Origin of the sequence: Staphylococcus piscifermentans (assembly GCF_900186985.1) — a bacterium.
GTDB lineage: Bacteria > Bacillota > Bacilli > Staphylococcales > Staphylococcaceae > Staphylococcus > Staphylococcus piscifermentans.
In genome coordinates this window covers 1,959,710-1,986,039 of record NZ_LT906447.1, presented here as the reverse complement: position 1 = coordinate 1,986,039, position 26,330 = coordinate 1,959,710, and the positions used below count along the sequence as shown (strand labels likewise).

Sequence of the window (26,330 nt, the reverse complement as noted above, 5' to 3'; positions counted from 1 at the left end):
ATGAAGACAAAAATGTTATCATTACTGCTTGCATCAGGCGTTGTTTTAGCAGCTTGCGGACAAGGCGGTTCAGGTGATGAAGGCAAGAAATCAGACAACGACAGCAACAAAACTGAGCAAAAACAATCAGGTGACACATCAAGTACTTCTGAAACAGGAAAAAATAGTAAAACAATCAAATTAAGTGACATTAAAACAACACCAGAAGAGGCAGTAAAAACTGCTAAAAAAGAATATGATGGTGAAGTAAAAGAAATATCATTTGAAAAAGAACAAGGTAAATGGGCATATAAAGTTGATCTACAAAAACAAGGTGAAGAAGCTGAAGTCGTTATTAATCAAAAAGATGGCAAGTTGATGCACAAGTCTACTGAAAAAGAAGACGACTATGATAAAAATAAATCATTCGAATATAAAGACTTCAAGCCATATAAAGAAATTATCAAAAAAGCACAAAACGATTTTGATGGCGATATTAATGAATGGTCATTATCAAAAGACGATGACCAAGGAAAATTCGTATATGATTTAGATTTACAAAAAGGTAATAACAAACACGAATTCAGCTACGATGCTAAAAATGGAAAACTGTTATCAAACGAAAAAGATAATTAATGACTAAATCTTAAAGAAAGCTGCTTAGGAGCAATCCTAGGCAGCTTTTTTAATGTTTAAAAGGGAAAATGGAGACGAAAAATAAAGCGCTGTCAATTTCTCTGGCGATTATGTAACTTATTTGTCAAAATTCGTTGCTAACTAGATTATTTTTTGAAATTTGAATTGACTATATCATGGGAAAAAGTTACATTATTATTGTGAACAAAAACGAACATTAACGAACAAATAAAATGCTGCGATTTTAATTTTATAGTTGAGGTAAGTTCGTTTTCGTTGATCTACAAATAATAACTAATTACACCATGAGGGGGAAACATCATGAGTAACAAAGAAGAAAATATGATGATTGGTTTCACGATTGTTGCAATAGCAGGAGATGCACGTCGTGAGGTAATGGCAGCTTTAGCAGCAGCTAAAGACAATGACTTTGAACAAGCACGCCAGCATATTGTAGAAGCCAATAATTTTATTACTGAAGCTCATAAAGAACAAACACAAATGTTAGCTAAAGAAGCCGCAGGAGAAGCATCTGATATTAGTTTTATCATGGTACATGGTCAAGACCATTTGATGACAACAATGGCTTTACGTGATGCAGCAAATTATATGATCGATCTTTATGAACAACTCCATGATTTAAAACATTAATGAGCAGGTGACAGCATGAATAAAATAATCAAAATGATCGAAAAAATGAAACCATTTTTTGAAAAGGTTGCTTCTAACCCTTATTTAGCAGCAATCCGTGATGGTTTCGTAGCATTAATGCCCGTCGTACTTTTTTCATCTTTATTTATCCTAGTAGCATATGTACCAAATGTTTGGGGTTTCCATTGGCCTAAACATATTGAAGATATCATTATGAAAGTTTATAACTTTACAATGGGTATGTTAGCCGTCTTCATGGCTGGTACAGTTACTAAGTCTTTAACAGATAACCGAAATTTGAAATTACCGAAAACGAACCAAATCAATGTGATTTCAACTTTCGTTGCAGCAGAATCTTCTTTATTAATTTTAGCTGTAAAACCTATTAAAGATGGTATCAGCATTGATTTGTTAGGTACTAAAGGATTAATCGCAGCATTCTTAGTAGCATTTATCGTACCTAATATCTATAAATTCTGCATTGGCAGAAATATAACTATTAAGATGCCGCCTCAAGTTCCAGGTAACATTGCGCAAGCATTTAAAGACATGATTCCATTTGCATTCTCAGTAACATTCTTCTGGATTGTAGACATCGTTGTAAGAGCATTATCAAAAGGTAATACAGCAGAATTAGTGACTAACTTGTTATCTCCATTATTCAGAGCAGCTAACGGATACTTAGGATTTGCTATTATCTTTGGTTTCATGGCATTCTTCTGGTTTATCGGAGTGCATGGTCCATCGGTTGTCGGACCAGCTGTTATTGCGATTATGTACAATAACCAAGTTGAAAACTTACGTTTATTCAGAGCAGGAGAACATGCGCATTATGCGTTGACTCAGTCTACACAAGATTTTGTAGCACTTATTGGTGGTACAGGGGCAACATTACTTGTTCCTTACATGTTTATATTACTATGTAAATCACCTGAATTAAAAGCCGTGGGTAAAGCATCGTTTATACCGACAACCTTTGCGGTTAATGAACCATTATTATTCGGTGCTCCTATTATTTTAAACCCAGTATTCATGATTCCATTCATTATCACGCCGATATTAAACTCATGGATTTTAAAATTCTTTGTTGATAATTTAGGAATGAACGGCTTTATGCATTTCTTACCATGGCCTACACCGGGTCCGATCGGTATCTATATGGCTTCTAACTTCTCAACACTGTCATTATTATTAATCGCAATTATCTTAGTATTAGACTTCTCAATCTGGTTCCCATTTGTCAAAGCTTATGACAAATTGAAATTAGATGAAGAACGAGAACTTGAATTAGCTAAAGCAAGTGGTGTTGCAACTGCTGCGGCTGGTGGTGCTGCAACAACAGCTCCAGTAGAAGTAGAAGAGAATACACCAGATTTCAACTCTCGTGAACATACAAATGTCTTAGTAGTATGTGCTGGCGGTGGTACAAGCGGTATTTTAGCGAACAGCTTAAATAAATATGCCAAAGATAATGATATTCCATTAGAAGCAACAGCACGTGCTTACGGTCAAGATATGGATCTGATCAAAGATATGGATATCGTTATCTTAGCTCCTCAAATGGACGCAATGAAAGATGAAATGAGAAAATACACTGATCAATATGGTGCTGTATTAGTACCGACAACTGGTAAACAATACATTGGCTTGACTCGCGATGGAGAAGGCGCAATGAAATTGATTTTTGAAAAAATTAACGAAAATAAATAAAATTTAATTTAAAGTAACACACAACAGCCTCTTGTTGCATTTCACACGACAACACGAATCAGCATAAGCGGCAAGGGGCTCCATTTGTGTGTATAAGTAAAGTATTAATATTGAAGATTTTAATACAATCAAAAGGAGAGCTAATAATGAGTAAATTACCTAAAGACTTTGTGTTAGGTGCTGCAACTGCTGCATATCAAGTTGAAGGTTCTAGTACTGTTGATGGTAAAGGACGTATTTTGTGGGATGGATTTTTAGAAAAACAAGGACGTTTTTCTCCTGATCCTGCAAGTGATTTCTACAATCGTTACGAGGAAGATATTCGCTTAGCTTCAGAATACGGCATTAAAGGTATCCGCATTTCAATTGCTTGGTCAAGAATTATACCTGATGGTACAGGCGAAGTTAATCCTAAAGGTATTGAATATTACAGAAATGTATTTGAAACTTGTCACAAGTATGGCGTTGAACCATACGTTACATTGCATCATTTCGATACACCAGAACCGCTTTTTGAAAAAGGAGATTGGTTGAATAAAGAACAGTTGGATGCATTTGAACGCTTTGCTGAACTTGTATTCGATGAATATCATGATATTGTTACACATTGGATGACAATCAACGAACCGATTGCATATGTTCAAGGCCAATATATTACAGGTGCCTTCCCTCCAGGTGAACAATACAACACATTAAAATGTCTTCAAGCTCAACATAATCAAATCGTTGCACATAGTCGTGTTGTGAATTTATTTAAATCTAAAGGTTACGAAGGAGAAATTGGTTTAATTCATGCGTTAACTCAATTCTACAGTATTGATAATCAACCATTAAATCAAATTGCTGCCTATAAGCACGATATCTTTATGAACGGATTTATGTTAGATGGTACTTTCTTAGGTTATTACACTCCGGAAAAATTAACAGTAGTACGAGAAATTTTAGGTGAAGAGTTTGCAGAATTAGATATCCGCGAAGAAGAATTAGAAGAAATGCGTAAAGCGGCATCTCAACTTGATTTCTTAGGTATCAATTATTATCAAAGTAACTGGATTAAATATCATAATCAAGATAGCTATATCCATCATAATGGTACTGGTGAAAAAGGAACTTCAGTCTTCCGCGTTAAAGGTATCGGAGAAGTCGTTAAAAATGAAGCAATTCCTACAAATGACTGGGATTGGTATATCTATCCTCAAGGACTATACGATATAATGTCACGCGTTAAAAACGACTATCCGAATTACAAAAAAATCTATGTCACTGAAAATGGCTTAGGTTATAAAGATGTTTTAGAAGAAAATGGTGAAGTCCATGATGAAGAACGTATTGATTATATCCGTCAACATATTGAAGCTATTGAAAAAGCTTATGTAGATGGTGTAAATGTCAAAGGTTATTTCGTTTGGTCATTACAAGATATGTTCAGCTGGTCAAATGGTTATAATAAACGTTATGGTTTATTCTATATTGATTTTGAAACTCAAAAACGTTATATCAAAGATAGTGCAAAATGGTACAAAGAACTATCTGAAGATATTTACGGAAAATAAATTTGAGCAGGGAGCAGCCCAAGTAAAATACGAGCGGGGACAAATAAATGTCTCTGCTCGTATTTTTATACTTTCGTCAAACAATTAAAATAATAACAATGTTAAATACAATCCAATCAAAGTAGCAAATAAGACAGGGATTGTAATAATCACTCCCGTTTTAAAATAAACACCCCAAGAAATTTTCATACCTTTTTGACTTAATACATGTAACCAAAGTAAAGTCGCTAATGATCCGATAGGGGTCATCTTAGGGCCTAAGTCTGCACCGATAACATTTGCGTAAATAAGTGCTTCTTTGATTAAGCCATGTGCTGCCGATTGGTTGATTGCTATGGCATCAATCATGACAGTAGGTAAATTATTCATAACTGCAGATAAGAAAGCAGAAACAAATCCCATACTCATAATACTTGCGAAGAGACCATAGTGGGTGAAGTTATCGATAAAGCTAGCTAATAAACCAGTAATCCCCGCATTTTTTAAACCGAAAACTACAAGATACATACCGATAGAGAAAATAACAATATTCCATGGGGCACCTTTCAGCACTTTGCGTGTATTAACAGCTGGTGACATTTTCGCTAAGCCGAGAAAAATAAGCGCAATAATTCCAGCAATTAATGAAACAGGTATGCCAAAGAATTCACTTGCAAAATAGCCTATTAATAAAAACAAAATAACTAGCCACGAAATTTTAAAAAGGCGGGAATCTTTAATAGCCTTCTGTGGCAGCTCTAAATTTGAAACATCCACATGTCTAGGAATACTTCTTCTGAAATAAAGATATAAAATGAAGATGCTGGAAAGAAGTGAAAAGATATTCGGTAAAACCATATGTAAAGAGTAGTTTGTAAAATTAATATTGAAATAATCCGCAGAAACAATATTTACCAAGTTACTCACAATTAAAGGCAACGAAGTCGTGTCGGCGATAAATCCGCAAGCAATTATAAAAGGAAAGATGAATTTCTTATTAAAATTAAGGTGTCTGACCATTGCAAGCACAATAGGGGTAAGAATCAATGCTGCACCATCATTTGCAAATAGAGCAGCAATAAGAGCACCTAATAGTATGATATAGATAAACATACGGTTGCCGCTTCCTTTAGCAGCATGTACCATATGTATAGCAGCCCATTCAAAGAATCCGATATTATCTAGAATCAGCGAAATAATAATCAAGGCTACAAATGTCAGCGTAGCATTCCAGACAATTTGAGCTACTTGACCTGCGTCATGTAGAGAAACTACACCAGTAAGAAGTGCTAATAAAGCACCTATGGATGCGGTAATACCTATATCTAAACCTTTCGGCTGCCAGATGATGAAAATAAGTGTTAAAAGAAAAATAATAATTGCAATAATAGCCATCATAAGAGAATCCTTTTTTCTTTATCAGATTTATTTTTACATACATTATGATAGCACTCGATAAACCCCTTGTACATACAGAAGAGAAGGGGAATGCGATCACAGTGGTTAAAGCTATTTCAGGTTCACTACGAGAAAAAGAGCTCGAACATTTTCATGTTCAAGCCCTTGAAAGATCTTTAGGAAGTTAAATTATTTAACGGGTGTAGCAGTTTCATCTAATACTTTATTTAAACCTTCGATATTTGCTTTACCTTCAGTACGGAACCATTCTTGAACAGCTGCATCGCCTTCAGCAAAGTGATCAGTAGCACCTCTCCAAGTTGCACGTCCGCAAAGTACACCATTAAACGTAGAACCAGCTTCTTTAGCAAAGTATAATGTTTTTTGGAATAAATCTGCAGATACTCCAGCACTTAAGTAGATGTAAGGTAAGTTTGTTGAAGCAGCTTGTTCTTTGAAAGCTTGAGCAGCTTCTTCTTTAGTGAATAATACTTTTTCTCCAAATCCTTCAACATAGTTCATATTTACAGGTACTTCAACTTTTAATACATCTACATTGAATCGAGGTTCAGAGTATTTTTTCATTGCTTCGTTAACTTTATGTGCTTTAACTTTTGCAAATTCTTCAGAACCGCTGTCAGAGTTGTTCGCATCATATGATACTAATTCTAAGAAAAGAGGTAGACCTTCAGCTACACATTCGCTACCTACGCGTTCAACAAAAGTTTCTTTTTGGTCATTAATAGCTTTGTCTTCATCAATATCTACATACACTAATAATTTAACAGCATCTGCGCCTGCTTCTTTCAAGCGTTTCACAGACCATACGTTTAATAAATCAGGAAGACGTCCTGGTTCAGATGCATCATAACCAGTTTTTTCGTAAGCAAGTAATAAACCAGCGTTTTTAGCACGTACTTTAGTTGCTGGTAAGCCATATTCAGGGTCAAGTAAGATACTTGAAGCATAAGGAGTTAATTCTTCAGAAACATGAACTTTAAATTGTTCTAAGTCTTCAGTTTTAGCATCTTCGCCTAATAAGCGTTTTAATGCACCGCGTTGGTCGATTGCTAATGCAGCAATGTAATTTTTGTCATTTAATAAAGGTTTGATGGATTTTGTCATGAGGTTTTTGCCACCTTTTCAATAATTATTTGATTACTAAATTTATTAAAATTATCTAAATCTACATGTCCAGTTCTTGCTTCTAATGCGTTCGCCATTCCAGCAGCCATTGCAAATTTCGCCGCTGATTCAAAGCTTTCATTTTTAGAAAGACCGTAGCTGAAGCCGGCTAAACTGCTATCACCTGAACCTACGGGATTGACAGCAACAATTTTAGGAATATCAATATTGTATACTTCTTCTTTGATGCGCAATAATGCACCATTCTTACCTAATGATAATAAAATATAAGGAATATGAGCCAAGCTATCATCTAATAATTGATTAGCTAGATTGATAGAATCTGAACTTGTGATTGCTTTGATTTCTTCATCATTTGGTTTAATCAGGAGAGGAGGGCAATGTTTTGAATGCGTTACTGTATAATTCAATACCTGTCCAGAAGTATCTAGACATACAGGAATATCCTGAGCATGTGCTATTTCCAATAATTTAATGTAATAATCTTCAGGAAAGCCTTTTGGCAAGCTCCCCGAAATAGTTACTAAGTTATAGTTAGATACTATAGTATTAAAATGTTCTAAAAATCTTGTTTGAATTTCTTCAGGTTGTAATGCACCGCTTTCTAAAATTTCAGTTTGACTGCCTTCGCTGTTGATAGCGATACAAAGTCTAGTAGAAGCGGGGGAAACAGTGAAATCATGTTTGATATGTGTTTCATCCAAATTGTGTGTTAGCCATTCCCCGAATTTTCCGCCGATAATGCCTGTGCACGTAACGGGCAGGCCTAATTCAGAGGCTACACGTGCGACATTAATTCCTTTGCCGCCAGCTGATTTAAAATCTTCGGTAGCACGTTGAACAGTGTTGATCTCGAAATCCTTAATTGGATAGTTGATGTCGATTGCAGGATTTAATGTTACAGTTAATAATTTGAAAGTCATTAGTCGTGATATTCTCCGTTATCCCATTTTTTTAAGTATCCATCGAACATTTCATGTGAATAATGAACATCTTCTGGTTTTAATGTGTCATTCATCACTTTAATAAGTGCCTCTTTTTCAGGTGTTGGTTCATATTCAGTTTCAGCAAATGTGTCTACGATGTTTTTAATAAGATCTACACCAGTTACCATGCCGCCTGCAGCAATAATGTTGCAGTTATATTCGCTTTTAGCTAAACGAGCGCTTGTTGCGTCACGAACAAGGGCAACACGAGTTCCAGGTACTTTATCAGCACTAGCTGAAATACCTACGCCAGTACCGCATAATGCAACCCCGAAGTCTACATCTCCGTTAGCAACAAGTTCGCCGACACGAGTACCGTAAATAGGGTAGTGCGTACGAACATAGTCATAAGTACCAACGTCAATGACTTCGTGTCCGTTATTTTTTAAATAAGTAGCAACTTCTGCTTTAATATTAGTTACAATATGGTCACAACCAATAGCTATTTTCATAATCTTAATATCCTCCTATTAACATAAAGAATTCAACATATCAATTCTGATTTGGTGGCGTCCAGCGTCATATCCAGCTTTTAAGAATGCTTTCACGCAGTTTAAGGCATTTAATTTACCGACAACTTCGCTGCCTAAAACGATAACGTTTGTATTATTGTGTCTATGCGTCATTTTTGCTGATTGTTCGTCGGAAACAGTAGCTGCAATAATATTTTTTTGTTTATTAGCAAGAATAAACGGTGCGATACCATACTTATCAATAATTATTGCTTTTGTACCTTCATGTTCTTGAACATATCGAGTAACCTCAAAAGTAATCTCATCAATTGTTTCTGCTGAACTATTTGCTGATAAATCCTCGATTTCGTAATCTGCATCAGCTAGTGATTTTAAAATAAAATCTTTTAATTCTTGTGATTGTGCATCACTATGAATAACAATAGACATAGTAAATCCTCCTGTTCGAAATTGTTTGGTTTTGTTCTTATTTAGAATATACACCTTGCCATGAAATCTGTCAATTTAGTAGAAGAAGATTTATGAATGAGTATTTATATAATGGGGGTTTTAGCTGATTTCAAGGAGATAATTTCATAAATTAGACATAAAAAAACGCACATGAAAAATGTGCGTTTTTGTTTAGAGATTATTTATATGATTTCAGTGAGCTTACTGTAATAATCTTTTACTTTATAGGATACTTCATTATCGGTAATAATTGCAGTCAAATCTTTAATTTTATAAAAAGGAGTGAAAGCTCTCGTATTGAACTTCGAACTGTCAGAAACTAGATATTTTTCCGTAGAGTGATTTAAAATGAGTTCATTTACGTTTCCTTCTTCTTCATTAGCAGTCGTAGCTTCGTCATCTATAATACCGTTGACGCCGATGAATGCTTTATCGATATGAACTTGTTTCAACATCGTGTTAGCTAATTGCCCAATAAACGATCCTGTTTTCTTTCTGTAGCGACCGCCTATTAAAACCACATCCATATGCTTTATATCTTTGTATTGCTCAAAGATATATAGAGAATTCGTAATGATATGGAGCTTTAATTCTTTAATAAAAGGAAATATCGCTTCATTGGTAGTTCCTGAACCGATAAATACAGTATCCTCGTCGTGAATTAAACGACCTGCTTTTTCAGCAATAACACGCTTATTTTCACTGTTTAATTGTTGTTTTTCTTCGTTTGCCAATTCATCATAAAAAGTCGATTTTTCCACAGCTCCGCCATGTACGCGAACTAATAATGCTTTCTGTTCTAGTTCCTTTAAATCTCTACGAATCGTCATGGGAACTACTTGCATTTCTTCTGATAATTTTTTTACCGATACACTCTTGGATTGCTTTAATTTATTAAGGATAAATTGGTGGCGTTCTTCTTTTAAATTCATCATTTTCACAACCTGCATCTTTATTTCTTAATTTATGGTTATTATAGCATATAGAATTATGCTGCTCTTATTAGAATTCTATATTATTATTTGGCATATGATAAAGCCTCAAAAAACATTGTGATAAATTGGGATTTATCGACTGAAAGAACTACCGTTGCATTAGTCGTCGCCTCATCAAAATTAACAACAGTTTCTCCCTTTGTATATGTTCCTGTCAATTCAATTTTTACATTAGCGTCTGCTACTGAAAACATTTCAGGATAGAGTAAATATAAAATGGTATAAGCATCATATACAGCGATGCCATCACCAAATTGGTCGCCACGATAATGGTTGAACATGTGATAAAGCATGTGAGAAGTTTGGTTTATTTCTTGTAATTTATTAATCGCTTCGTAAGTTAGACTTGCACCTCTCGCAACATCCAATCCAACCATCGTAATAGGGATATGTGAGTTGAAGACAATATCTGCTGCTTCTGGGTCGCAATAAATATTGAACTCAGCAGCTGGAGTAACATTACCTCTGCCTGCACTGCCACCCATCAATACGATTTCTTTGATTTGGCGAGATACTTCTGGATAAGTTCTCAATAATAAAGCGATATTTGTAAGCGGTCCGATAGGGACAAGGGTAATAGGTTCATCGGAGTCGAGCAGTGCCTCTTTCATAGCTTGTACTGCATTATCTGAAGTTAGTAAATCATAATCAGCTTGCGAAAATTCAAAACCTGCCATTCCTGTTTCACCGTGTACATGTTCAGCGTCTACAGGTTGATTAATAAGCGGTGTTGCAACTCCTTGGTGAATAGGGACGTTGCTGTTAAAGAATGCTTTTAATTGTAAAGCATTGCTAGTAGTCTTATGGATATTTACATTGCCGTGCACAGTTGTAATCATTTTTAAATCTAAGTCAGGGTGAGTGAGGGCAATGCTGATGGCTGCCGCATCGTCAATTCCTGGATCTGTATCTATCATAATTGGGATAGCCATTTTATCGTTTCCTCCTTCAAATGAATTAATTCACCTTATATTGTATGTAAAAAAAGCCGGTGGGGCAAATGCCTCACCAGCTTAGTGTGTTCACTTGAATATAATTACTTATATTACATATGTGCACTATGTCCGCCGACCATTACCCAATAAGAACCGATTACAGTTACAAGAGTAATGATAATGGCGAAGATGACTTTGAATGTTTGAGCTTGTCCATCTTTACCTTCAGTTAAATGCATGAACATTAATAACTGAACTGCAGCTTGGATAAAAGCGAATCCAAAGATAATTGTAATTTTAGCATTGAGTGTCAATGATGTGTAAAGAGTTACGAAAACTGCGAGTAGTGTCAAAACAATAGAAGCTATAAAGCCGACTGTATGTTTTACGATTGTATTCATCCGCTATACACCATCCCTATCATATAGACTGCAGTAAAGATGAAAATCCATACAACATCTAAAAAGTGCCAATATAAACTTACGATAAATAATTTTGGAGCATTATGTTCATTAAGTCCACGTGTTGCCACTTGGATTAATAAGCAAATGATCCAGACGATACCTAACGATACGTGGGCACCGTGAGTTCCTAACAAGATGAAGAAACTTGACCAGTAAGAACCGATTTGCGGTGTTACACCTTCAGATACATAGTGTGCAAATTCGAAGATTTCTAATCCAACGAAGACTGCACCAAGTGCAACTGTGATGATCATCCAAATCATCATTAATTTTTGTTTTTCTTTTCTCATATAGTAAATTGCGATACCGCATGTATATGAACTGATTAATAATGCGAATGTCATCAATAATACTAAAGGAAGTTCAAACAAATCAGTTGTTAATTTGTCTGCGTAATCACCGGCATGTTGCATAATAAGCAACGTTGCAAATAGAGTACCGAATAAAGAGAATTCAGCTGTTAGGAAGATCCAGAAGCCAAACTTGTTCAAATTACCTTCATGCGAACGCGCATCAATAGTCTTTGTATCATGCATGACTTGCAGCCTCCCTTTCTTTTTCACGAGCCTCACGAAGTTTCGCTTCAGTAGCAGCTACTTCAGAAGCTGGAATGTAGTAACCGTGATCTTCTTGGAAGCTTCGGTAAATCATGCAGCCGAATACACCGATTAAGCAGATGATTGCTGGAATGATTGTATCGAAAGTCAAGAAGAATCCGCCGATTGTCATGAAGATACCCATGAAGAAACCAACTGGTGTGTTGTTCGGCATATGAATATCTTTATAGTTATGATTGTCTAAATAATGACGACCTTGTTTTTTCATGTCTACAAATGTGTCTAAATCATCCCAATCAGGAGTGATAGCAAAGTTGTAAACAGGAGGTACAGATGAAGCAGTACTCCATTCTAAAGTACGGCCAAGACCCCAAGAGTCACCTGAAGCGATTCTTGGTGATTTAAGGTGACTGTAGATAATGTTAGCAACTAAGAATAATACACTTGCTGCCATCATTAATGCACCGATTGTTGAAATGACGTTTAACATGAACCAACCGTCTGAAGGCATGTAAGTGTATAAACGACGTGGCATACCATCTAATCCAAGAATGAATTGAGGCATGAAACATACGTTGAAACCAATTACAAATAACCAGAAGAATGGTTTGTTCAAACGTTCATTCAATTTGTAACCCATCATCTTAGGATACCAGAAGATAAGTGCTGCGAAACAAGCGAATACAACACCACATACCAATGTGTAGTGGAAGTGGGCAACTAAGAAATACGTATTATGGTATTGATAGTCAGTAGACGCCATTGCAAGCATTACACCAGTAACCCCACCGATAGTGAATGTTGGGATAAATGCTAATGAGAATAGCATTGGTGATTCGAAACTGATTCGACCTTGATATAAAGTGGCTAACCAGTTAAAGATTTTAACTCCGGTAGGCACAGCGATTAACATTGTTGAGATTGAGAAGAATGAGTTGATTAACGCACCATTACCCATTGTGAAGAAATGGTGGACCCAAACTAAGAAACTCAAGAATGAAATAGCAGCTGTTGCCCAAATCATACTTTTATGTCCGAATAAGTGTTTACGTGCGAATGTCGGAATAATATCTGAGAAGATACCGAATGCTGGAAGGACAACGATATATACTTCAGGGTGCCCCCATACCCAGAAGAAGTTCGCCCATAACATCGGCATACCGCCATTTGCGACTGTAAAGAATTGAGTACCGAAAATACGGTCAATTGTCATAAGCGCTAAAGTAACTGTGAATACTGGGAAAACCAAGATTACGATTAAAGCAGTGATAAATGTTGTCACTGTGAACATTGGCATTTCCATAAATTTCATAGTTGGTGATTTACATCTTAAGATTGTTACAAAGAAGTTAATACCAGTCATTAACGTACCGATACCTGAGATTTGAATCGCAAGTAAGTAGTAGTTAACCCCAGGACCAGGACTGAATTCACCAGCAAGTGGTGCATAGTTTGTCCAACCTGCAGCAGGTGAACCACCGACGATAAATGAAAGGTTGAATAATAACATTGCGCCTGCGAACAACCAGAAACTGATGTTGTTCATTACAGGGAAGGCAACATCACGTGCGCCGATTTGCAATGGAATTACTGCGTTCCATAATCCGAAGATGAAAGGCATTGCCATGAAGATGATCATGATAACACCATGTGTTGTGAAAATTTCGTTGTAGTGGTTTGCTTCCAAGAACGTATTGTTTGGAATTGTTAATTGAGTACGCATTAATAGTGCATCAATACCACCGCGGACGAACATTAAGATTGCACAAAGCAAGTACATGATACCGATTTTTTTATGATCGACAGTTGTAAACCATTCTTTGTACAGATATTTCCACAATTTAAAGTATGTGATTACTGCGATGACACCAATAACTAGGAAAGGAGCACCGATTTGCGCCATTGTAATCATCCAGTTACCGTGAACGAGTAATTCATTCCATGGGAAATTCATTAATGTTCACCTCCATCATTTTTCTTTTCTAGCTCAGAAGCTTTTTTGTCTTTAGAGTTTTTGTGAGCTTTTTCCATTTCGTCCATATTATGAGATTCTTCTTTCTTGAACTCATTATCATATGGTTTGTCGTTTGGCAGGATCATTTCTTTCATGCCGTGACGGTTGTACATAACGTTTGTAATTTGTGCTTTACGTGCTGGATATTTTGCATCTGGTTTGCTTAAAACGCCTTCTTTTTGATCATAGAAGTTTGGATCTTTCGGTGTGAAGTGGAAACGTTTGTAAGCATAGAAGATGTATTCAGGATCGGCAGCTGGATCAACAAACGCCATATGCGTACCGCTGAATGTCAACTCTTGGTTTTTAGTTGTAGGTAAAAGTTGTTTATCGAAAGTATCTTGTTTAAGAACTTCTTTTTTCTTAGCTTTATCTACCCATTTATTAAACTCTGAGTTGTTGACAACGTGAACAGGGAAAGTTTGACGAGCGAAGCCTTCACCGTTGAAGTTTGAGTTACGACCTCGGTATGTACCTTCTTTGTCACCTTCTAAAGTCCATTCCATTGTCATAGCTGTCATAGCATATTTTTGACCGCCAAGTTGTGGAATCCAGAAACTTGTCATAGTATCCATAGATTGCAATTTGAATACTACTGGACGATCTTTTGGAATCGTTAAGTGATTCACTGTTTCAATCTTTTGCTCTGGATAAGCAAAGAACCATTTGAAACCTGCACTAGTTGCATAAACAACGACTGGGTCTTTGTCGCTAGCAGGCGGTTTTTCGTAATCATACAATGTTTTGACAGTTGGAATTGCCAAAGCAAGTAAGATAATGAATGGTACGATAAACCAAATAGTTTCTAACAATGTGCTGTGATGTATTTTGCCTGATTCAGTGGTATTTGAATAACGGTATTTATAAGAAAATACAGCAAACAATACAAACACAACCGCAACAATAACAAGCATAAAGATGATTGAATAAATAATCAGCCATTTCAAACTGCTTGCCATTGGCCCTTTTGGGTTAAGTACTTCCATATTTTGACAACCGCTGAGTAAAATCAACGAGCCAAATAGTAGAAGCAAAGACTTGATTTTTGACACTTTATTGACCTCCTAATACTACAATTGTAGGGCTTAACAATAATTTTAAGATATTACGTGATATTTACAAGTGGGTGGAGGAAAATTTTTTCGAAAAAATTAAAGAAAGCCCAACAGACACTAGGACTGACGGGCTTTCACAGATTTGTTAAAATTATGTGTCCATTTTGTGAATACTGACATAAATTACATTCCACACTAAAATAGGCGCTGTAGTTGAGAACGCTTATCAATTAAGGGGTTGAAAGCGGTAGCACCTAATTTAAAAATAAACACATTGTTATTAAATTTTATTTCGAATCATTTGACTTCTATGTAACGTTCGGAAATTTCTTTCGCACCATCCGAGTCAATGACTTGATATTCAACTTTATACTTACCAATTTTATTAGTATTGACGTTTCCGTTAACTTTAATTTGGTCAGTTAAATCTCCATCTTCTTTATCATAAGCACTGACCCCGTTTAACAGGTTATAGCTTTCACCTTTTTGAATGATTGCATCTTCAACGCCTTTTAATTCAGGTACAGAGTTGTCAGTTGCTTCAGCATTTAAGTTAGGTGTTACAAGAGTTGCTGAAACGCCTAAAGCTGATAAAGACTGTAATAATTTGTGCATTTTATCGACCTCCGAATTCAATGGCTTACTAACGAGTGAGTTTATATTTATACTATAACGATTTCTTTATCAAGTCACATCATACTATGGACCTAATATTTAGAACACTTACAATATTAAATGATAATTATGAAAATTGGATTAAAAACGCGTAAAAATTTGATCTATTGCTGAATTGTGAACAAAAATAGACGTTAAGAAAGGGGACAAAAGTAACTAAATGAGAAATGGTGTTTAAAAAAAGGATAAGTGTATATAAAAATTAATAGAAACGTGTCTAAATTAGTTATAATTTTTGACTATTGTGTGAACTCAAGATTTAAATGTTTATATATCGTGAAAAGCGTATTATGATTGGAATTGAGTCGAAGAGGGAGTGAAGTTAAATGTTAACTGAACAAGAAAAAGATATTATTAAACAAACAGTACCAGTATTACAAGACAAAGGTGTGGAAATTACGTCATTCTTCTATAATAGAATGTTTAATGAACACCCTGAACTTCGTAATATGTTTAACCAAACTAACCAGAAAAAAGGTTTGCAATCTACAGCTTTAGCACAAACTGTATTAGCTGCCGCAGCAAATATAGAAAATTTAGGCGCTATTATGCCTGTAGTAAGAGAAATTGCATATAAACACTGTGCATTGCAAGTACCGCCAGCTGGTTATGAAATCGTCGGCGAAAATTTAATTGCTGCAATTATGGAAGTCTTGGGATTAGAAGAAGATGATCCTGTAATTAAAGCTTGGACAAATGCCTATTGGGAAATTGCAAATGTATTTATAGATGTTGAAAAACAAATGTATGCAGATATGTTATGGGATGGTTTCCAACCATTTAAAATTACTAATATTGAAAATGTTGCTTCTGATATCAAAGCATTTACAGTTTCATCTGAAAAATATGATTTGAGTCAATTTATTCCAGGTCAATATATTACAGTAGATGTTTCTAGTGATAAATTACCTTACAGAGCTAAACGCCACTATTCTATCGTGGGTGGAGACGAAGATACTTTAACATTTGCAGTAAAACGTGATGTAACTAAAGACAATGAAGGTGAAGTCTCTACAATCTTACACGATGAATACAGTGTTGGTGATGATTTAAATTTAACAGCTCCAGTTGGTGCATTCAGATTGCATGAAACAGATAAATCTCAATTATTCCTTGGTTCTGGTATCGGTGTGACACCGTTAGTATCTATGTTCGAAGCAGCGGTACAAGGTGATTCATCAAGTGTCCAATTCATTCAAAACACTCGTAATATTTCAGATGTGCCATTTGCTGAACGTTTAGCAAACTTTGCTGCTGAATATGATAATGCCAGCTACACATTGCATGATAGAGAAGCAGATGGATATATTACTAAAGAAGATTTGAAACCATATGTTTCAGATGATACACAAATTTATATTTGCGGTGGTATCCACTTCTTGAAATCAATCGTAAATGAATTGTATGAAATGGGTGTAGATAAATCACGTATCCACTTCGAAACATTCATCCCACGTTTGAGTGTAGAAGTTTAATAAAGATAGCAAAATAAATAATTTTATAATAAATGCTAGCAGACAAGTCTTATGGATAGGCTTGTCTGCTTTTCTTTATAATTTTTAATTGCTACTATTAGAATTAAAAGAGAGGGGATGTTTAAAAATGGATGAAACAAATCAATTATTAAAAACTTTAACGGATGTAAATGGTATAGCTGGACATGAAATGCAAGTTAAGGAAACAATGCGTGAGTATCTGAATCCTGTATCTGATGAGCTGGTTGAAGATAACTTAGGTGGCATTTTTGGTAAAAAGAATGCTGCAAAAGGTGATAAAACGTTGATGGTGGCTGGTCACTTAGACGAAGTCGGGTTTATGGTAACAGATATTGATGAAAATGGATTTATTAAGTTTGCGGCAGCTGGCGGGTGGTGGAGCCAAGTAATGCTTTCTCAAAAAGTAACTTTGACGACAGAAGACGGCAGTGAAATCAGAGGAGTTATTGGTTCGAAACCGCCACATGTTTTAGCGCCTGAGGAACGTAAAAATGCGATGGACATAAAAAATATGTTTATTGATATTGGAGTAGCTTCAAAGGAAGAAGCGGAAAAATTAGGAATCGCATTAGGTGATATGATTACACCTTATTCTGAGTTTGAAGTTATGAGCGATGAAAACTATTTGCTAGCCAAAGCTTTCGATAATCGATTCGGATGCGCACTTTCAGTTGATGTATTAAGAAACTTGAAAGACGAAGACATCAACGTCAACTTGGTTGCAGGTGCGACAGTTCAAGAAGAGGTAGGATTACGCGGGGCTAAAGTAGCAGCACATAAAATCAAACCAGATTTGGCTATTGCAGTGGATGTAGGCATTGCTTACGATACACCAGGGATGAAAGGTGGCGCTGAACAATCTGAATTAGGCAAAGGGCCATTGATTATCTTTATGGATGCAACAATTATTGCTCACGTTGGTTTACGCAGACATATTAAAAAGGTAGCTGAAGAAAAAGGTATTGAAGTACAATGGGGAACTACCCAAGGCGGTGGTACAGATGCCGGCAGTATTCATTTAGTAGATGATGGTATCCCTTCAATTGTAATTGGTGTGCCATTAAGATATATGCATTCCAATGTTTCAATTATGCATAAACAAGATTATTTGAATGCCGTTAAGCTTGTTACTGAAGTTGTCAAATCTTTAGATAATGATGCAGTAGAAAATATAAAATGGTGATTTATTGAATATCAGGAGGTGGAACAAAATGGTGTTCCGCCTCCTTTTTTATTCAACAAAAAAATCGGAATGTCCCTCAAACATTCCGATCCACTATAACCCTTACTTATTATTGGATGCTACGACGCATTTTTTCAGCTAACAATGTATTGTTTAATACCATTGTAATCGTCATAGGGCCTACTCCTCCAGGAACAGGTGTAATAGCGCCTGCAATTTCTTTAACATCTTCGTATTCGACATCACCCTTTAATTTTCCATTTTCATCAGGTGTATTACCGACATCGATAACAACTGCGCCTTCTTTTACATCATCTTTAGTTACAAGTCCAGGTTTACCCACAGCGCTGACAATAATATCCGCATCTTTAAGATGTTTGCTCATATCTTTTGAATGAGAATGCAAGATTGTGACAGTAGCATTTTGCTGGATTAATAATTTAGAGACAGGTTGGCCTACAATGTGACTGCGTCCGATTACTACAGCATCTTTACCATCTAAATCAATATCCGCATTTTTTAGCAATTCCATAATACCAAGTGGCGTACAAGGAACGAAAGTCTGTTCATCAATATATAATTTACCGATGTTTTGCGGATGGAAGCCATCTACATCTTTCTCAGGATTAATGGCTTCAAGTACTTTTTGTTCGCTCACTTGAGATGGAAGCGGTACTTGAACAAGAATGCCGCTGACAGAATCATCATTATTTAAACGGTCAAGTTCGTTTAATACTTCTTCTTCAGTAGCTGTTTCTTCTAAATGTACGATTTCTGAAATCATACCGATTTTTTCAGCAGCTTTCTTTTTAGATTTTACATAGCTTAAACTCGCCCCATTATTGCCCACTAGAATTACAGAAAGTTTCGGCGTATAGCCCTTTTCTTTTAACGCTTCGACTTGATCTTGTAATCCTTGACGATAGTCCTTGGCAATTTGTTTGCCATCTAAAATTTTTGCAACCATGTGTAAATTCCTCCTAAATAATTTTCGAACTTTAACATAGAATTAAAAGTGTAAATTAACGAATTTACGTATAATTACGTAATTTTCTTTAAAAAATCTCTCGAAAGTTCGATTTTTGATTGAAAAAGCATGACCTGATTTGTTATGCTATATCTGTAATATACAACTTACTTGATTAAAATTTCAAATAATTGAAAGGGTGTTCAATTTGAAAGTGGCAGTTATTATGGGCAGTTCTTCTGATTGGGATATGATGTCAGAAAGTTGCCAGATGTTGGACCAATTTGGAATCCCGTACGATAAAAAAGTAGTATCCGCACATCGTACGCCTAAGTTAATGTTCGACTTTGCGACAGAAGCCAGATTAAATGGATATGATGTTATTATTGCCGGAGCAGGCGGAGCGGCACATTTACCAGGTATGGTTGCTTCTATGACGACATTGCCTGTTATTGGAGTTCCGATTGAATCAAAGAGTTTAAAAGGATTAGATTCTTTACTATCGATTGTTCAGATGCCAGGCGGTATTCCAGTTGCTACAACAGCAATCGGAAAAGCAGGTGCTAAAAATGCAGGTATCTTGGCAGCACGTATTTTAAGCATCCAAAGTGATGAAGTACGTCAGAAATTAGATGAATATCAACAATCATTAGTAGATAAAGTAGGAGAGATGCAAAGTGAACTTCAATAAATTAAAGTTCGGTGCAACTATAGGCATTATCGGCGGCGGCCAATTAGGCAAAATGATGGCGCAATCTGCTCAGAAAATGGGCTTTAAGGTGATTGTACTAGATCCTGACCCTGATGCGCCTTGTCAGTACGTAGCGCATGATTTCATTAATGCAGCATATGATGATATGGAAGCTTTAAGACAATTAGGAGAAGCTTCTGATGTCATTACTTATGAATTTGAAAATATCGCTGCAGACCAATTGCAAACATTAACTGAAGAATTCAATGTACCTCAAGGTTATCAAGCGATTCACTTACTTCAAGATCGTTTGACTGAAAAACAAACATTAGAATCAGCTGGCACTAAGATTGTTCCTTATGCACAGTTGACACGTCCTTCTGATTTAGAGGAAACTGCAGAAAAATTAGGCTATCCATTTATGGTTAAAACACGTTTCGGCGGCTATGACGGCAAAGGTCAAATTTTAGTGAGAAATGAACAAGATATGGATGAAGCAAAAGAGCTTGTTGAAAAACAAGAGTGTGTGGCTGAGCAGTTCCTTGATTTATACAAAGAAGTTTCACTCACAGTGACTATCGGAAATGGTGGTCAAATCTGTTATTTCCCGCTTCAAGAAAACGAACACCGCAACCAAGTACTTTTTAAAACAATCGTTCCAGCTCGTTCTGACAAAGAAGCAGAAGCAAGAGCTGAAGTAGACAAGATTACAGAAAAGGTTCATTTCGTCGGTACCTTTACAGTAGAGTTCTTTATTGATAAGAACAATCATCTTTACGTGAATGAAATTGCACCGCGTCCACATAATTCAGGACATTATTCAATTGAAGCTTGTGATTATTCACAATTCGACACACATATATTAGGTGTGACTGGCCAAAAACTGCCAGAAAGTATTGAAATCTTAAAACCAGCAGTCATGATGAACTTGCTAGGAAAAGATTTAGATTTATTAGAAGACGAATTTGGTGACCATCCTGAATGGCACGTACACATTTATGGTAAAGCAGCTAGAAAACCAGCTAGAAAAATGGGGCATATGACAGTATTGACAGATAATATTGATCAAACAGAGCAAGAAATGTTGGCAACCTTTAAAGGAGGAAACAAGTAATGTCATTATTATATGAAGGAAAAGCAAAACGTATTTTTTCAACAGATGAAGACGGCGTATTACGCGTAGAATACAAAGATGAAGTGACAGCAGGAAATGGTGCGAAGAAAGATCACATTGACGGCAAAGGCAGACTTAACAATCAAATCACTTCAATCATTTTTGAATATCTTAAAAAACACGGTATTCAAAGCCACTTTATAGAACAAACATCCGAAACTGAACAACTTGTACGTTCAGTAGAAATTATTCCTTTAGAAGTTGTTGTACGCAACATCGCAGCAGGTTCAATTACAAGACGTTTAGGTTTCGAAAAAGGACATGAATTCGAAACACCGCTCGTTGAATTCTTCTATAAAAATGATGACTTGAATGATCCGCTTATTACAGATGACCACGTCAAATTATTAAACATTGCAAATGAAGAAGAAATTGCAAAATTGAAAAAAATGGCATTAGAAATTAACAAAGCATTAGTTGAAATGTTAGATAGCATCAACCTTCGTCTCGTTGATTTCAAAATCGAATTCGGCCGTACAAAAGATGGCGATATTTTATTAGCAGATGAGATTTCTCCAGATACTTGCCGTATTTGGGAAAAAGACAGCGATACAAACTTTGATAAAGATGTATACCGTGAAGATCGCGGTTCAATTATAGACACATACCAAACTTTCTTAAATAAATTGGAGGCACTTAAATAATGAAAACAATCGAATTGCACATCACATTACAACCGCAAGTATTAGATACACAAGGACAAGCACTTAACCGTGCCGTACATGATTTAGGTTATAACCAAGTCAATGACATTCGTGTAGGTAAATTATTGTATTTTACAGTAGATGAAGCAACAGATGAAGCAGTGCATAACATTGTAAATACTTTAAGTGAGAAATTATTTGCGAATACAGTAATTGAAGAATACAACTACAAAGTAGTCGAAGATGATGAAAAGGAGAATGCATAATGAAATTCGCAGTATTAGTATTTCCTGGCTCTAACTGTGATAGAGATATGTTGAATGCAGCATTGAAAACAGGCGCAGAGGCAGAATATGTAGATTACCGCGAAACTTCATTAGAAGGCTTCGACGGTGTATTGATTCCTGGCGGTTTCTCATTCGGAGATTACTTACGTTCAGGTGCAATGGCAAGTGTAGCGCCAATTATTTCGGAAGTAAAACGCTTTGCTGCAGAAGGTAAACCAGTATTAGGTGTTTGTAACGGTTTCCAAGTCTTAACAGAGGTAGGATTACTTCCAGGTGCTTTATTGCATAACGAGACACATTTATTTGTCAGTCGTAACGAAGCATTGAAAGTAGTGAATAACCGTACACCGTTTACACGTGAATATGCTGAGAATGAAACAGTTATTTACCCAGTGGCGCACGGTAAAGGCAACTACTACTGTACAGAAGAAATGTATAAAGCATTAGAAGCAAATAATCAAATCATCTTAAAATACACTGACAATCCGAACGGTTCTTACGATGATATCGCAGGTATTGTAAATGAACAAGGCAATGTGTGCGGTATGATGCCGCACCCTGAACGTGCATTGGAATCTATTTTAGGAACTGAAGACGGCGTGAAATTATTTGAGTCAATGGTAAATAGTTGGAGGGAACAAAATGCCTAAGTTTATTGAACCGAGTATCGAAGAAATCAAAGCTGAGAAGATTTACAGCGACATGGGATTAACTGACGCAGAGTATGATAAAGTGGTTGATATTTTAGGAAGAGAACCGAACTTTACTGAAATTGGAATTTTCTCTGTAATGTGGAGTGAGCACTGTTCATATAAACATTCTAAACCTTTCTTGAAACAGTTCCCGACAACAAGCGAACACGTATTAATGGGACCTGGTGAAGGTGCAGGAGTGGTAGATATCGGCGATGACCAAGCAGTGGTATTCAAAGTCGAATCACATAACCACCCATCAGCGATTGAACCTTACCAAGGCGCTGCAACAGGTGTCGGCGGTATCATCCGTGACATCGTATCTATCGGAGCGCGTCCAATCAATTTACTCAATAGTTTACGTTTCGGTGAATTAAACGAAATTCAAAACCGTACTTTAACACGCGGTGTTGTTGCTGGTATTGGTGGTTATGGCAACTGTATCGGAATTCCGACCACAGCTGGAGAAATTGAATTTGACGAACGTTATGATGGCAATCCTTTAGTCAATGCAATGTGTGTGGGTATTATTGACCACGATATGATTCAAAAAGGTACTGCTAAAGGTGTCGGCAACTCTGTGATTTATGTCGGTTTGAAAACAGGACGCGACGGTATTCATGGTGCGACTTTTGCATCTGAAGAATTAAGCGAAGAAAGTGAAAGCAAACGACCTTCTGTACAAATCGGTGACCCATTCGTTGGTAAAAAACTAATGGAAGCGACACTTGAAGCTATTACTTTTCCTGAGTTAGTCGGTATCCAAGATATGGGTGCTGCTGGTTTAACATCTTCATCATCTGAAATGGCAGCGAAAGGCGGCAGCGGTATGCATATGCGCTTAGATCAAGTGCCTGTGCGTGAAGAAGGTATTTCACCATATGAAATGATGCTTTCAGAAACTCAAGAACGTATGTTGTTAGTAGTTGAAAAAGGAACAGAACAAAAATTCTTAGACTTATTCGATAAACACGAACTAGACAGTGCAGTCATCGGAGAAGTAACAGATACAGATCGTTTCGTTCTTACTTATGACGACGAAGTATATGCTGACATTCCTGTGGAACCATTAGCAGATGAAGCGCCTGTATATATTTTAGAAGGTGAAGAAAAAGAATATAACACTTCTAAAAATGATTACAGCAATGTAGATGTAAATGATGTATTCAAGAAATTATTAGCGCATCCAACTATTGCGTCTAAACGTTACTTATACGAACAATATGATCAACAAGTCGGCGCAAACACAATCGTAAAACCAGGTTTGCAAGCGTCAGTAGTACGTGTGGAAGGTACTAACAAAGCCATCGCTTCTACAATTGACGGAGAAGCACGTTATGTATATAACCAACCGTATGAAGGCGGCAAAATGGTGGTAGCAGAAGCTTACCGCAACTTGATTGCAGTAGGGGCAACACCACTTGCTATGACTGACTGCTTGAACTATGGTTCTCCTGAGAAAAAAGAAATCTATCAACAATTGATTGATTCTACAAAAGGTATGGCAGAAGCGTGTGAAGTACTTAAAACACCAGTTGTATCTGGTAACGTTTCTTTATACAACGAAACAAAAGGCACTTCAATTTTCCCAACACCAGTAGTAGGAATGGTCGGCTTAATTGAAGATATTGATTACTTAAACGATTTCCAACCGCATGCTGGAGATAAATTATATGTTGTAGGTGAAACACGTAACGATTTCGGCGGCAGCCAACTTGAAAAATTATTGTATGGCAAAGTCAATCATGAATCAGAAGCCTTAGATTTATCTGAAGAAGTAGCAAAAGGCGAAGCAATTAAAAAAGCAATCAGAGACGGCAAAGCTTCTCATGTACAAACTGTCGGTAAAGGCGGTTTATTGATTACACTTGCACGTTTCAGTGCTTACTACGGTTTAGGTGTAGATGTGAAATTAGATGTTACAGATGCACAATTATTCAGTGAATCTCAAGGGCGTTATATTGTGGCAGTGAAAGATGGACAAACTTTAGATATTCCGGACGCTCAAGAAATCGGAACAGTAACTGATAACAAGGAATTCAAAGTCACAAATGGTCAAACAACAGTAGAAGACAACGTGTCGACGTTAAACGAAATTTGGGAAGGAGCAATTCCTCAATGTATGACATCCGCGGATTAAATGAAGAATGTGGAGTCTTTGGAATATGGAATCATCCTCATGCAGCCACGCTGACTTACATGGCGCTGCATAGCTTGCAGCACCGTGGCCAAGAAGGTGCCGGCATTGTGTGTTCAAACGGCGAATCGCTGTTTGGCGCACGCGGTATGGGTTTGTTAACTGAAGCGATTTCAGATGCACAATTAGAATCATTGCAAGGTTATCAAAATGCAATCGGACATGTGCGTTATGCGACAACAGGAGCAAGCGAGATTGCCAACGTACAACCATTTTTATTCAAACATTCAAAAGGTGATTTAGGATTAGCCCACAATGGTAATTTGACGAATGCAGTTCAAATCCGCCATGCACTAGAATCTGAAGGCAGTGTGTTCCAAACAACGAGTGATTCAGAAGTACTTGCACATTTGTTGATCAGAGGGAAATCACCTAACATTAAAACCAATCAAAAAGCGGCATTAAATCAAGTTAAAGGTGCATTCAGCTGTGTCATGCTGAACACTGATCAATTAGCAGCAGTAAGAGATAATAACGGCGTGCGACCATTGATGTTAGGCGAAGTAGACGGCGCCTATTGTGTCGCAAGTGAAACTTGTGCGTTTCAAGCCATTGGTGCAACTTATATTCGAGACATCGAACCAGGTGAATTGATTACTTTCAGCGGCGAAAATGATATCGATTATGATTATTACTCAACCAATATCAATCACAATATGTGTTCTATGGAATATGTGTATTTTGCACGTCCCGATTCAGAATTCCATAAACATTCTATTTACAATGTGCGTAAAGCCTTAGGTAAAAAGCTTGCGAGTGAGATGGGAATTGAAGCGGATATTGTTATCGGTGTTCCTGATTCGTCATTGCAAGCAGCGAAAGGTTTTTCCGAATATACAGGCATTCCAAATGAACAAGGTTTATTGAAGAACCGTTATATCGGGCGTACCTTTATTACACCTGATCAAAGTGTTCGTGAAAAACAAGTACGAATGAAACATTCTCCAATCAGAGATGTCATTGAAGGCAAACGTGTGGTTGTCATTGATGACTCTATTGTGCGTGGTACAACAAGTAAGTATATTGTGAAAGCATTAAAATCAGCAGGAGCGAAAGAAGTACATATGGGTATTTCTTCTCCACCTCTCATCGATCCTTGTTATTACGGTATTGATGTGTCAACACATGCTGAGTTAATGGCTGCACAACATACAGTAGAAGAAATGCAAGAAATAATCGGAGCAGATTCATTAACGTACCTTTCAGTAGAAGGTATGCACGAAGTATTCCATGAATTTGATTCAAAAGGCGAATGTGATGCTTGCTTTACAGGAAACTATCCAATTGAAATTGTCGATCATCAATTACCAGAAGTAAAAGAACTTAAGAGAAGAGGAGTGTAA

Annotated in this window: 26 protein-coding genes; 13 read left to right on the top strand and 13 right to left on the bottom strand. The window is 36.5% G+C overall.

Annotated features, from left to right (window positions below; all coding sequences use genetic code 11):
- The 4 genes from CKV71_RS09240 to lacG all read left to right on the top strand — a co-directional run bounded on the left by CKV71_RS09240 (position 1) and on the right by lacG (position 4,529).
- Positions 1–615 (top strand): PepSY domain-containing protein, encoded by a 615-nt coding sequence (locus CKV71_RS09240; protein WP_095106088.1) that lies wholly within the window; start codon positions 1–3, stop codon positions 613–615.
- A gap of 321 nt (positions 616–936) precedes the next feature.
- A complete protein-coding gene (locus CKV71_RS09235; RefSeq protein WP_095106087.1) occupies positions 937–1,266 on the top strand; it encodes a PTS lactose/cellobiose transporter subunit IIA in 330 nt (109 codons plus the stop codon).
- Between the two features lie 15 nt (positions 1,267–1,281).
- Positions 1,282–2,976: a PTS lactose transporter subunit IIBC gene (locus tag CKV71_RS09230; protein ID WP_095106085.1), complete on the top strand. Its 1,695-nt coding sequence runs from the start codon at positions 1,282–1,284 to the stop codon at positions 2,974–2,976.
- A gap of 146 nt (positions 2,977–3,122) precedes the next feature.
- A complete protein-coding gene (gene lacG / locus CKV71_RS09225; protein WP_095106083.1) occupies positions 3,123–4,529 on the top strand; it encodes a 6-phospho-beta-galactosidase in 1,407 nt (468 codons plus the stop codon).
- Positions 4,530–4,613: 84 nt separating this feature from the next.
- Here lacG and CKV71_RS09220 read toward each other — a convergent pair whose 3' ends face one another.
- The 12 genes from CKV71_RS09220 to CKV71_RS09165 all read right to left on the bottom strand — a co-directional run bounded on the left by CKV71_RS09220 (position 4,614) and on the right by CKV71_RS09165 (position 15,596).
- Positions 4,614–5,903: an arsenic transporter gene (locus CKV71_RS09220; protein ID WP_095106081.1), complete on the bottom strand. Its 1,290-nt coding sequence runs from the start codon at positions 5,901–5,903 to the stop codon at positions 4,614–4,616.
- A 192-nt stretch (positions 5,904–6,095) separates the two neighbouring features.
- Positions 6,096–7,031, bottom strand: a complete 936-nt coding sequence (lacD, locus tag CKV71_RS09215) for a tagatose-bisphosphate aldolase (protein ID WP_095106079.1) — start codon at positions 7,029–7,031, stop codon at positions 6,096–6,098.
- On the bottom strand, positions 7,028–7,975 hold the full coding sequence (locus CKV71_RS09210) for a 1-phosphofructokinase family hexose kinase (protein ID WP_095106077.1): 948 nt from the start codon (positions 7,973–7,975) through the stop codon (positions 7,028–7,030). Before CKV71_RS09210 ends, lacD begins: the two co-directional genes overlap by 4 nt.
- Entirely contained in the window at positions 7,975–8,490 is a 516-nt protein-coding gene (lacB, locus tag CKV71_RS09205; RefSeq protein ID WP_095106075.1) for a galactose-6-phosphate isomerase subunit LacB, read from the bottom strand. Before lacB ends, CKV71_RS09210 begins: the two co-directional genes overlap by 1 nt.
- Positions 8,491–8,508: 18 nt before the next feature.
- A complete protein-coding gene (locus tag CKV71_RS09200) occupies positions 8,509–8,940 on the bottom strand; it encodes an RpiB/LacA/LacB family sugar-phosphate isomerase (protein WP_095106073.1) in 432 nt (143 codons plus the stop codon).
- A 203-nt stretch (positions 8,941–9,143) separates the two neighbouring features.
- Complete coding sequence (locus CKV71_RS09195) at positions 9,144–9,896, bottom strand: DeoR/GlpR family DNA-binding transcription regulator (protein ID WP_095106071.1); 753 nt, start codon at positions 9,894–9,896, stop codon at positions 9,144–9,146.
- 83 nt (positions 9,897–9,979) lie between these two features.
- Complete coding sequence (gene rihC / locus CKV71_RS09190; protein WP_095106069.1) at positions 9,980–10,888, bottom strand: ribonucleoside hydrolase RihC; 909 nt, start codon at positions 10,886–10,888, stop codon at positions 9,980–9,982.
- 113 nt (positions 10,889–11,001) lie between these two features.
- Entirely contained in the window at positions 11,002–11,292 is a 291-nt protein-coding gene (gene qoxD / locus CKV71_RS09185; protein ID WP_095106067.1) for a cytochrome aa3 quinol oxidase subunit IV, read from the bottom strand.
- On the bottom strand, positions 11,289–11,891 hold the full coding sequence (gene qoxC, locus CKV71_RS09180) for a cytochrome aa3 quinol oxidase subunit III (protein ID WP_095106066.1): 603 nt from the start codon (positions 11,889–11,891) through the stop codon (positions 11,289–11,291). The genes qoxD and qoxC overlap by 4 nt, the downstream gene beginning before the upstream one ends.
- Positions 11,884–13,866 (bottom strand): cytochrome aa3 quinol oxidase subunit I, encoded by a 1,983-nt coding sequence (gene qoxB, locus CKV71_RS09175; protein WP_095106064.1) that lies wholly within the window; start codon positions 13,864–13,866, stop codon positions 11,884–11,886. Before qoxB ends, qoxC begins: the two co-directional genes overlap by 8 nt.
- Complete coding sequence (gene qoxA / locus CKV71_RS09170) at positions 13,866–14,978, bottom strand: cytochrome aa3 quinol oxidase subunit II (protein WP_095106062.1); 1,113 nt, start codon at positions 14,976–14,978, stop codon at positions 13,866–13,868. The genes qoxB and qoxA overlap by 1 nt, the downstream gene beginning before the upstream one ends.
- A 300-nt stretch (positions 14,979–15,278) precedes the next feature.
- On the bottom strand, positions 15,279–15,596 hold the full coding sequence (locus CKV71_RS09165) for a DUF5011 domain-containing protein (protein ID WP_095106060.1): 318 nt from the start codon (positions 15,594–15,596) through the stop codon (positions 15,279–15,281).
- A gap of 386 nt (positions 15,597–15,982) precedes the next feature.
- Here CKV71_RS09165 and CKV71_RS09160 point away from each other — a divergent pair, with 386 nt between their 5' ends.
- Both CKV71_RS09160 and CKV71_RS09155 read left to right on the top strand, forming a co-directional pair.
- Positions 15,983–17,131, top strand: a complete 1,149-nt coding sequence (locus CKV71_RS09160; RefSeq protein WP_095106058.1) for a globin domain-containing protein — start codon at positions 15,983–15,985, stop codon at positions 17,129–17,131.
- A 127-nt stretch (positions 17,132–17,258) separates the two neighbouring features.
- Positions 17,259–18,335 (top strand): M42 family metallopeptidase, encoded by a 1,077-nt coding sequence (locus CKV71_RS09155; protein ID WP_095106056.1) that lies wholly within the window; start codon positions 17,259–17,261, stop codon positions 18,333–18,335.
- Between the two features lie 109 nt (positions 18,336–18,444).
- Here CKV71_RS09155 and folD read toward each other — a convergent pair whose 3' ends face one another.
- Positions 18,445–19,302 (bottom strand): bifunctional methylenetetrahydrofolate dehydrogenase/methenyltetrahydrofolate cyclohydrolase FolD, encoded by an 858-nt coding sequence (gene folD, locus CKV71_RS09150; RefSeq protein ID WP_095106054.1) that lies wholly within the window; start codon positions 19,300–19,302, stop codon positions 18,445–18,447.
- Positions 19,303–19,510: 208 nt separating this feature from the next.
- Here folD and purE point away from each other — a divergent pair, with 208 nt between their 5' ends.
- Genes purE through purF form a run of 7 tightly spaced genes read left to right on the top strand, consistent with a single transcriptional unit; the run spans position 19,511 to position 26,330 of the window.
- Entirely contained in the window at positions 19,511–19,993 is a 483-nt protein-coding gene (gene purE / locus CKV71_RS09145; RefSeq protein WP_095106049.1) for a 5-(carboxyamino)imidazole ribonucleotide mutase, read from the top strand.
- On the top strand, positions 19,980–21,107 hold the full coding sequence (purK, locus tag CKV71_RS09140; RefSeq protein ID WP_095106047.1) for a 5-(carboxyamino)imidazole ribonucleotide synthase: 1,128 nt from the start codon (positions 19,980–19,982) through the stop codon (positions 21,105–21,107). The genes purE and purK overlap by 14 nt, the downstream gene beginning before the upstream one ends.
- Positions 21,107–21,811 (top strand): phosphoribosylaminoimidazolesuccinocarboxamide synthase, encoded by a 705-nt coding sequence (purC, locus tag CKV71_RS09135; RefSeq protein WP_095106045.1) that lies wholly within the window; start codon positions 21,107–21,109, stop codon positions 21,809–21,811. The genes purK and purC overlap by 1 nt, the downstream gene beginning before the upstream one ends.
- The gene (gene purS / locus CKV71_RS09130) at positions 21,811–22,077 is read left to right on the top strand and encodes a phosphoribosylformylglycinamidine synthase subunit PurS (protein ID WP_095106041.1); all 267 of its coding nucleotides are present in this window, start codon (positions 21,811–21,813) and stop codon (positions 22,075–22,077) included. The genes purC and purS overlap by 1 nt, the downstream gene beginning before the upstream one ends.
- Positions 22,077–22,748 (top strand): phosphoribosylformylglycinamidine synthase subunit PurQ, encoded by a 672-nt coding sequence (gene purQ, locus CKV71_RS09125; protein WP_095106038.1) that lies wholly within the window; start codon positions 22,077–22,079, stop codon positions 22,746–22,748. Before purS ends, purQ begins: the two co-directional genes overlap by 1 nt.
- The gene (gene purL, locus CKV71_RS09120; RefSeq protein ID WP_095106034.1) at positions 22,741–24,930 is read left to right on the top strand and encodes a phosphoribosylformylglycinamidine synthase subunit PurL; all 2,190 of its coding nucleotides are present in this window, start codon (positions 22,741–22,743) and stop codon (positions 24,928–24,930) included. The genes purQ and purL overlap by 8 nt, the downstream gene beginning before the upstream one ends.
- Positions 24,909–26,330, top strand: a complete 1,422-nt coding sequence (gene purF / locus CKV71_RS09115) for an amidophosphoribosyltransferase (RefSeq protein WP_095106032.1) — start codon at positions 24,909–24,911, stop codon at positions 26,328–26,330. The genes purL and purF overlap by 22 nt, the downstream gene beginning before the upstream one ends.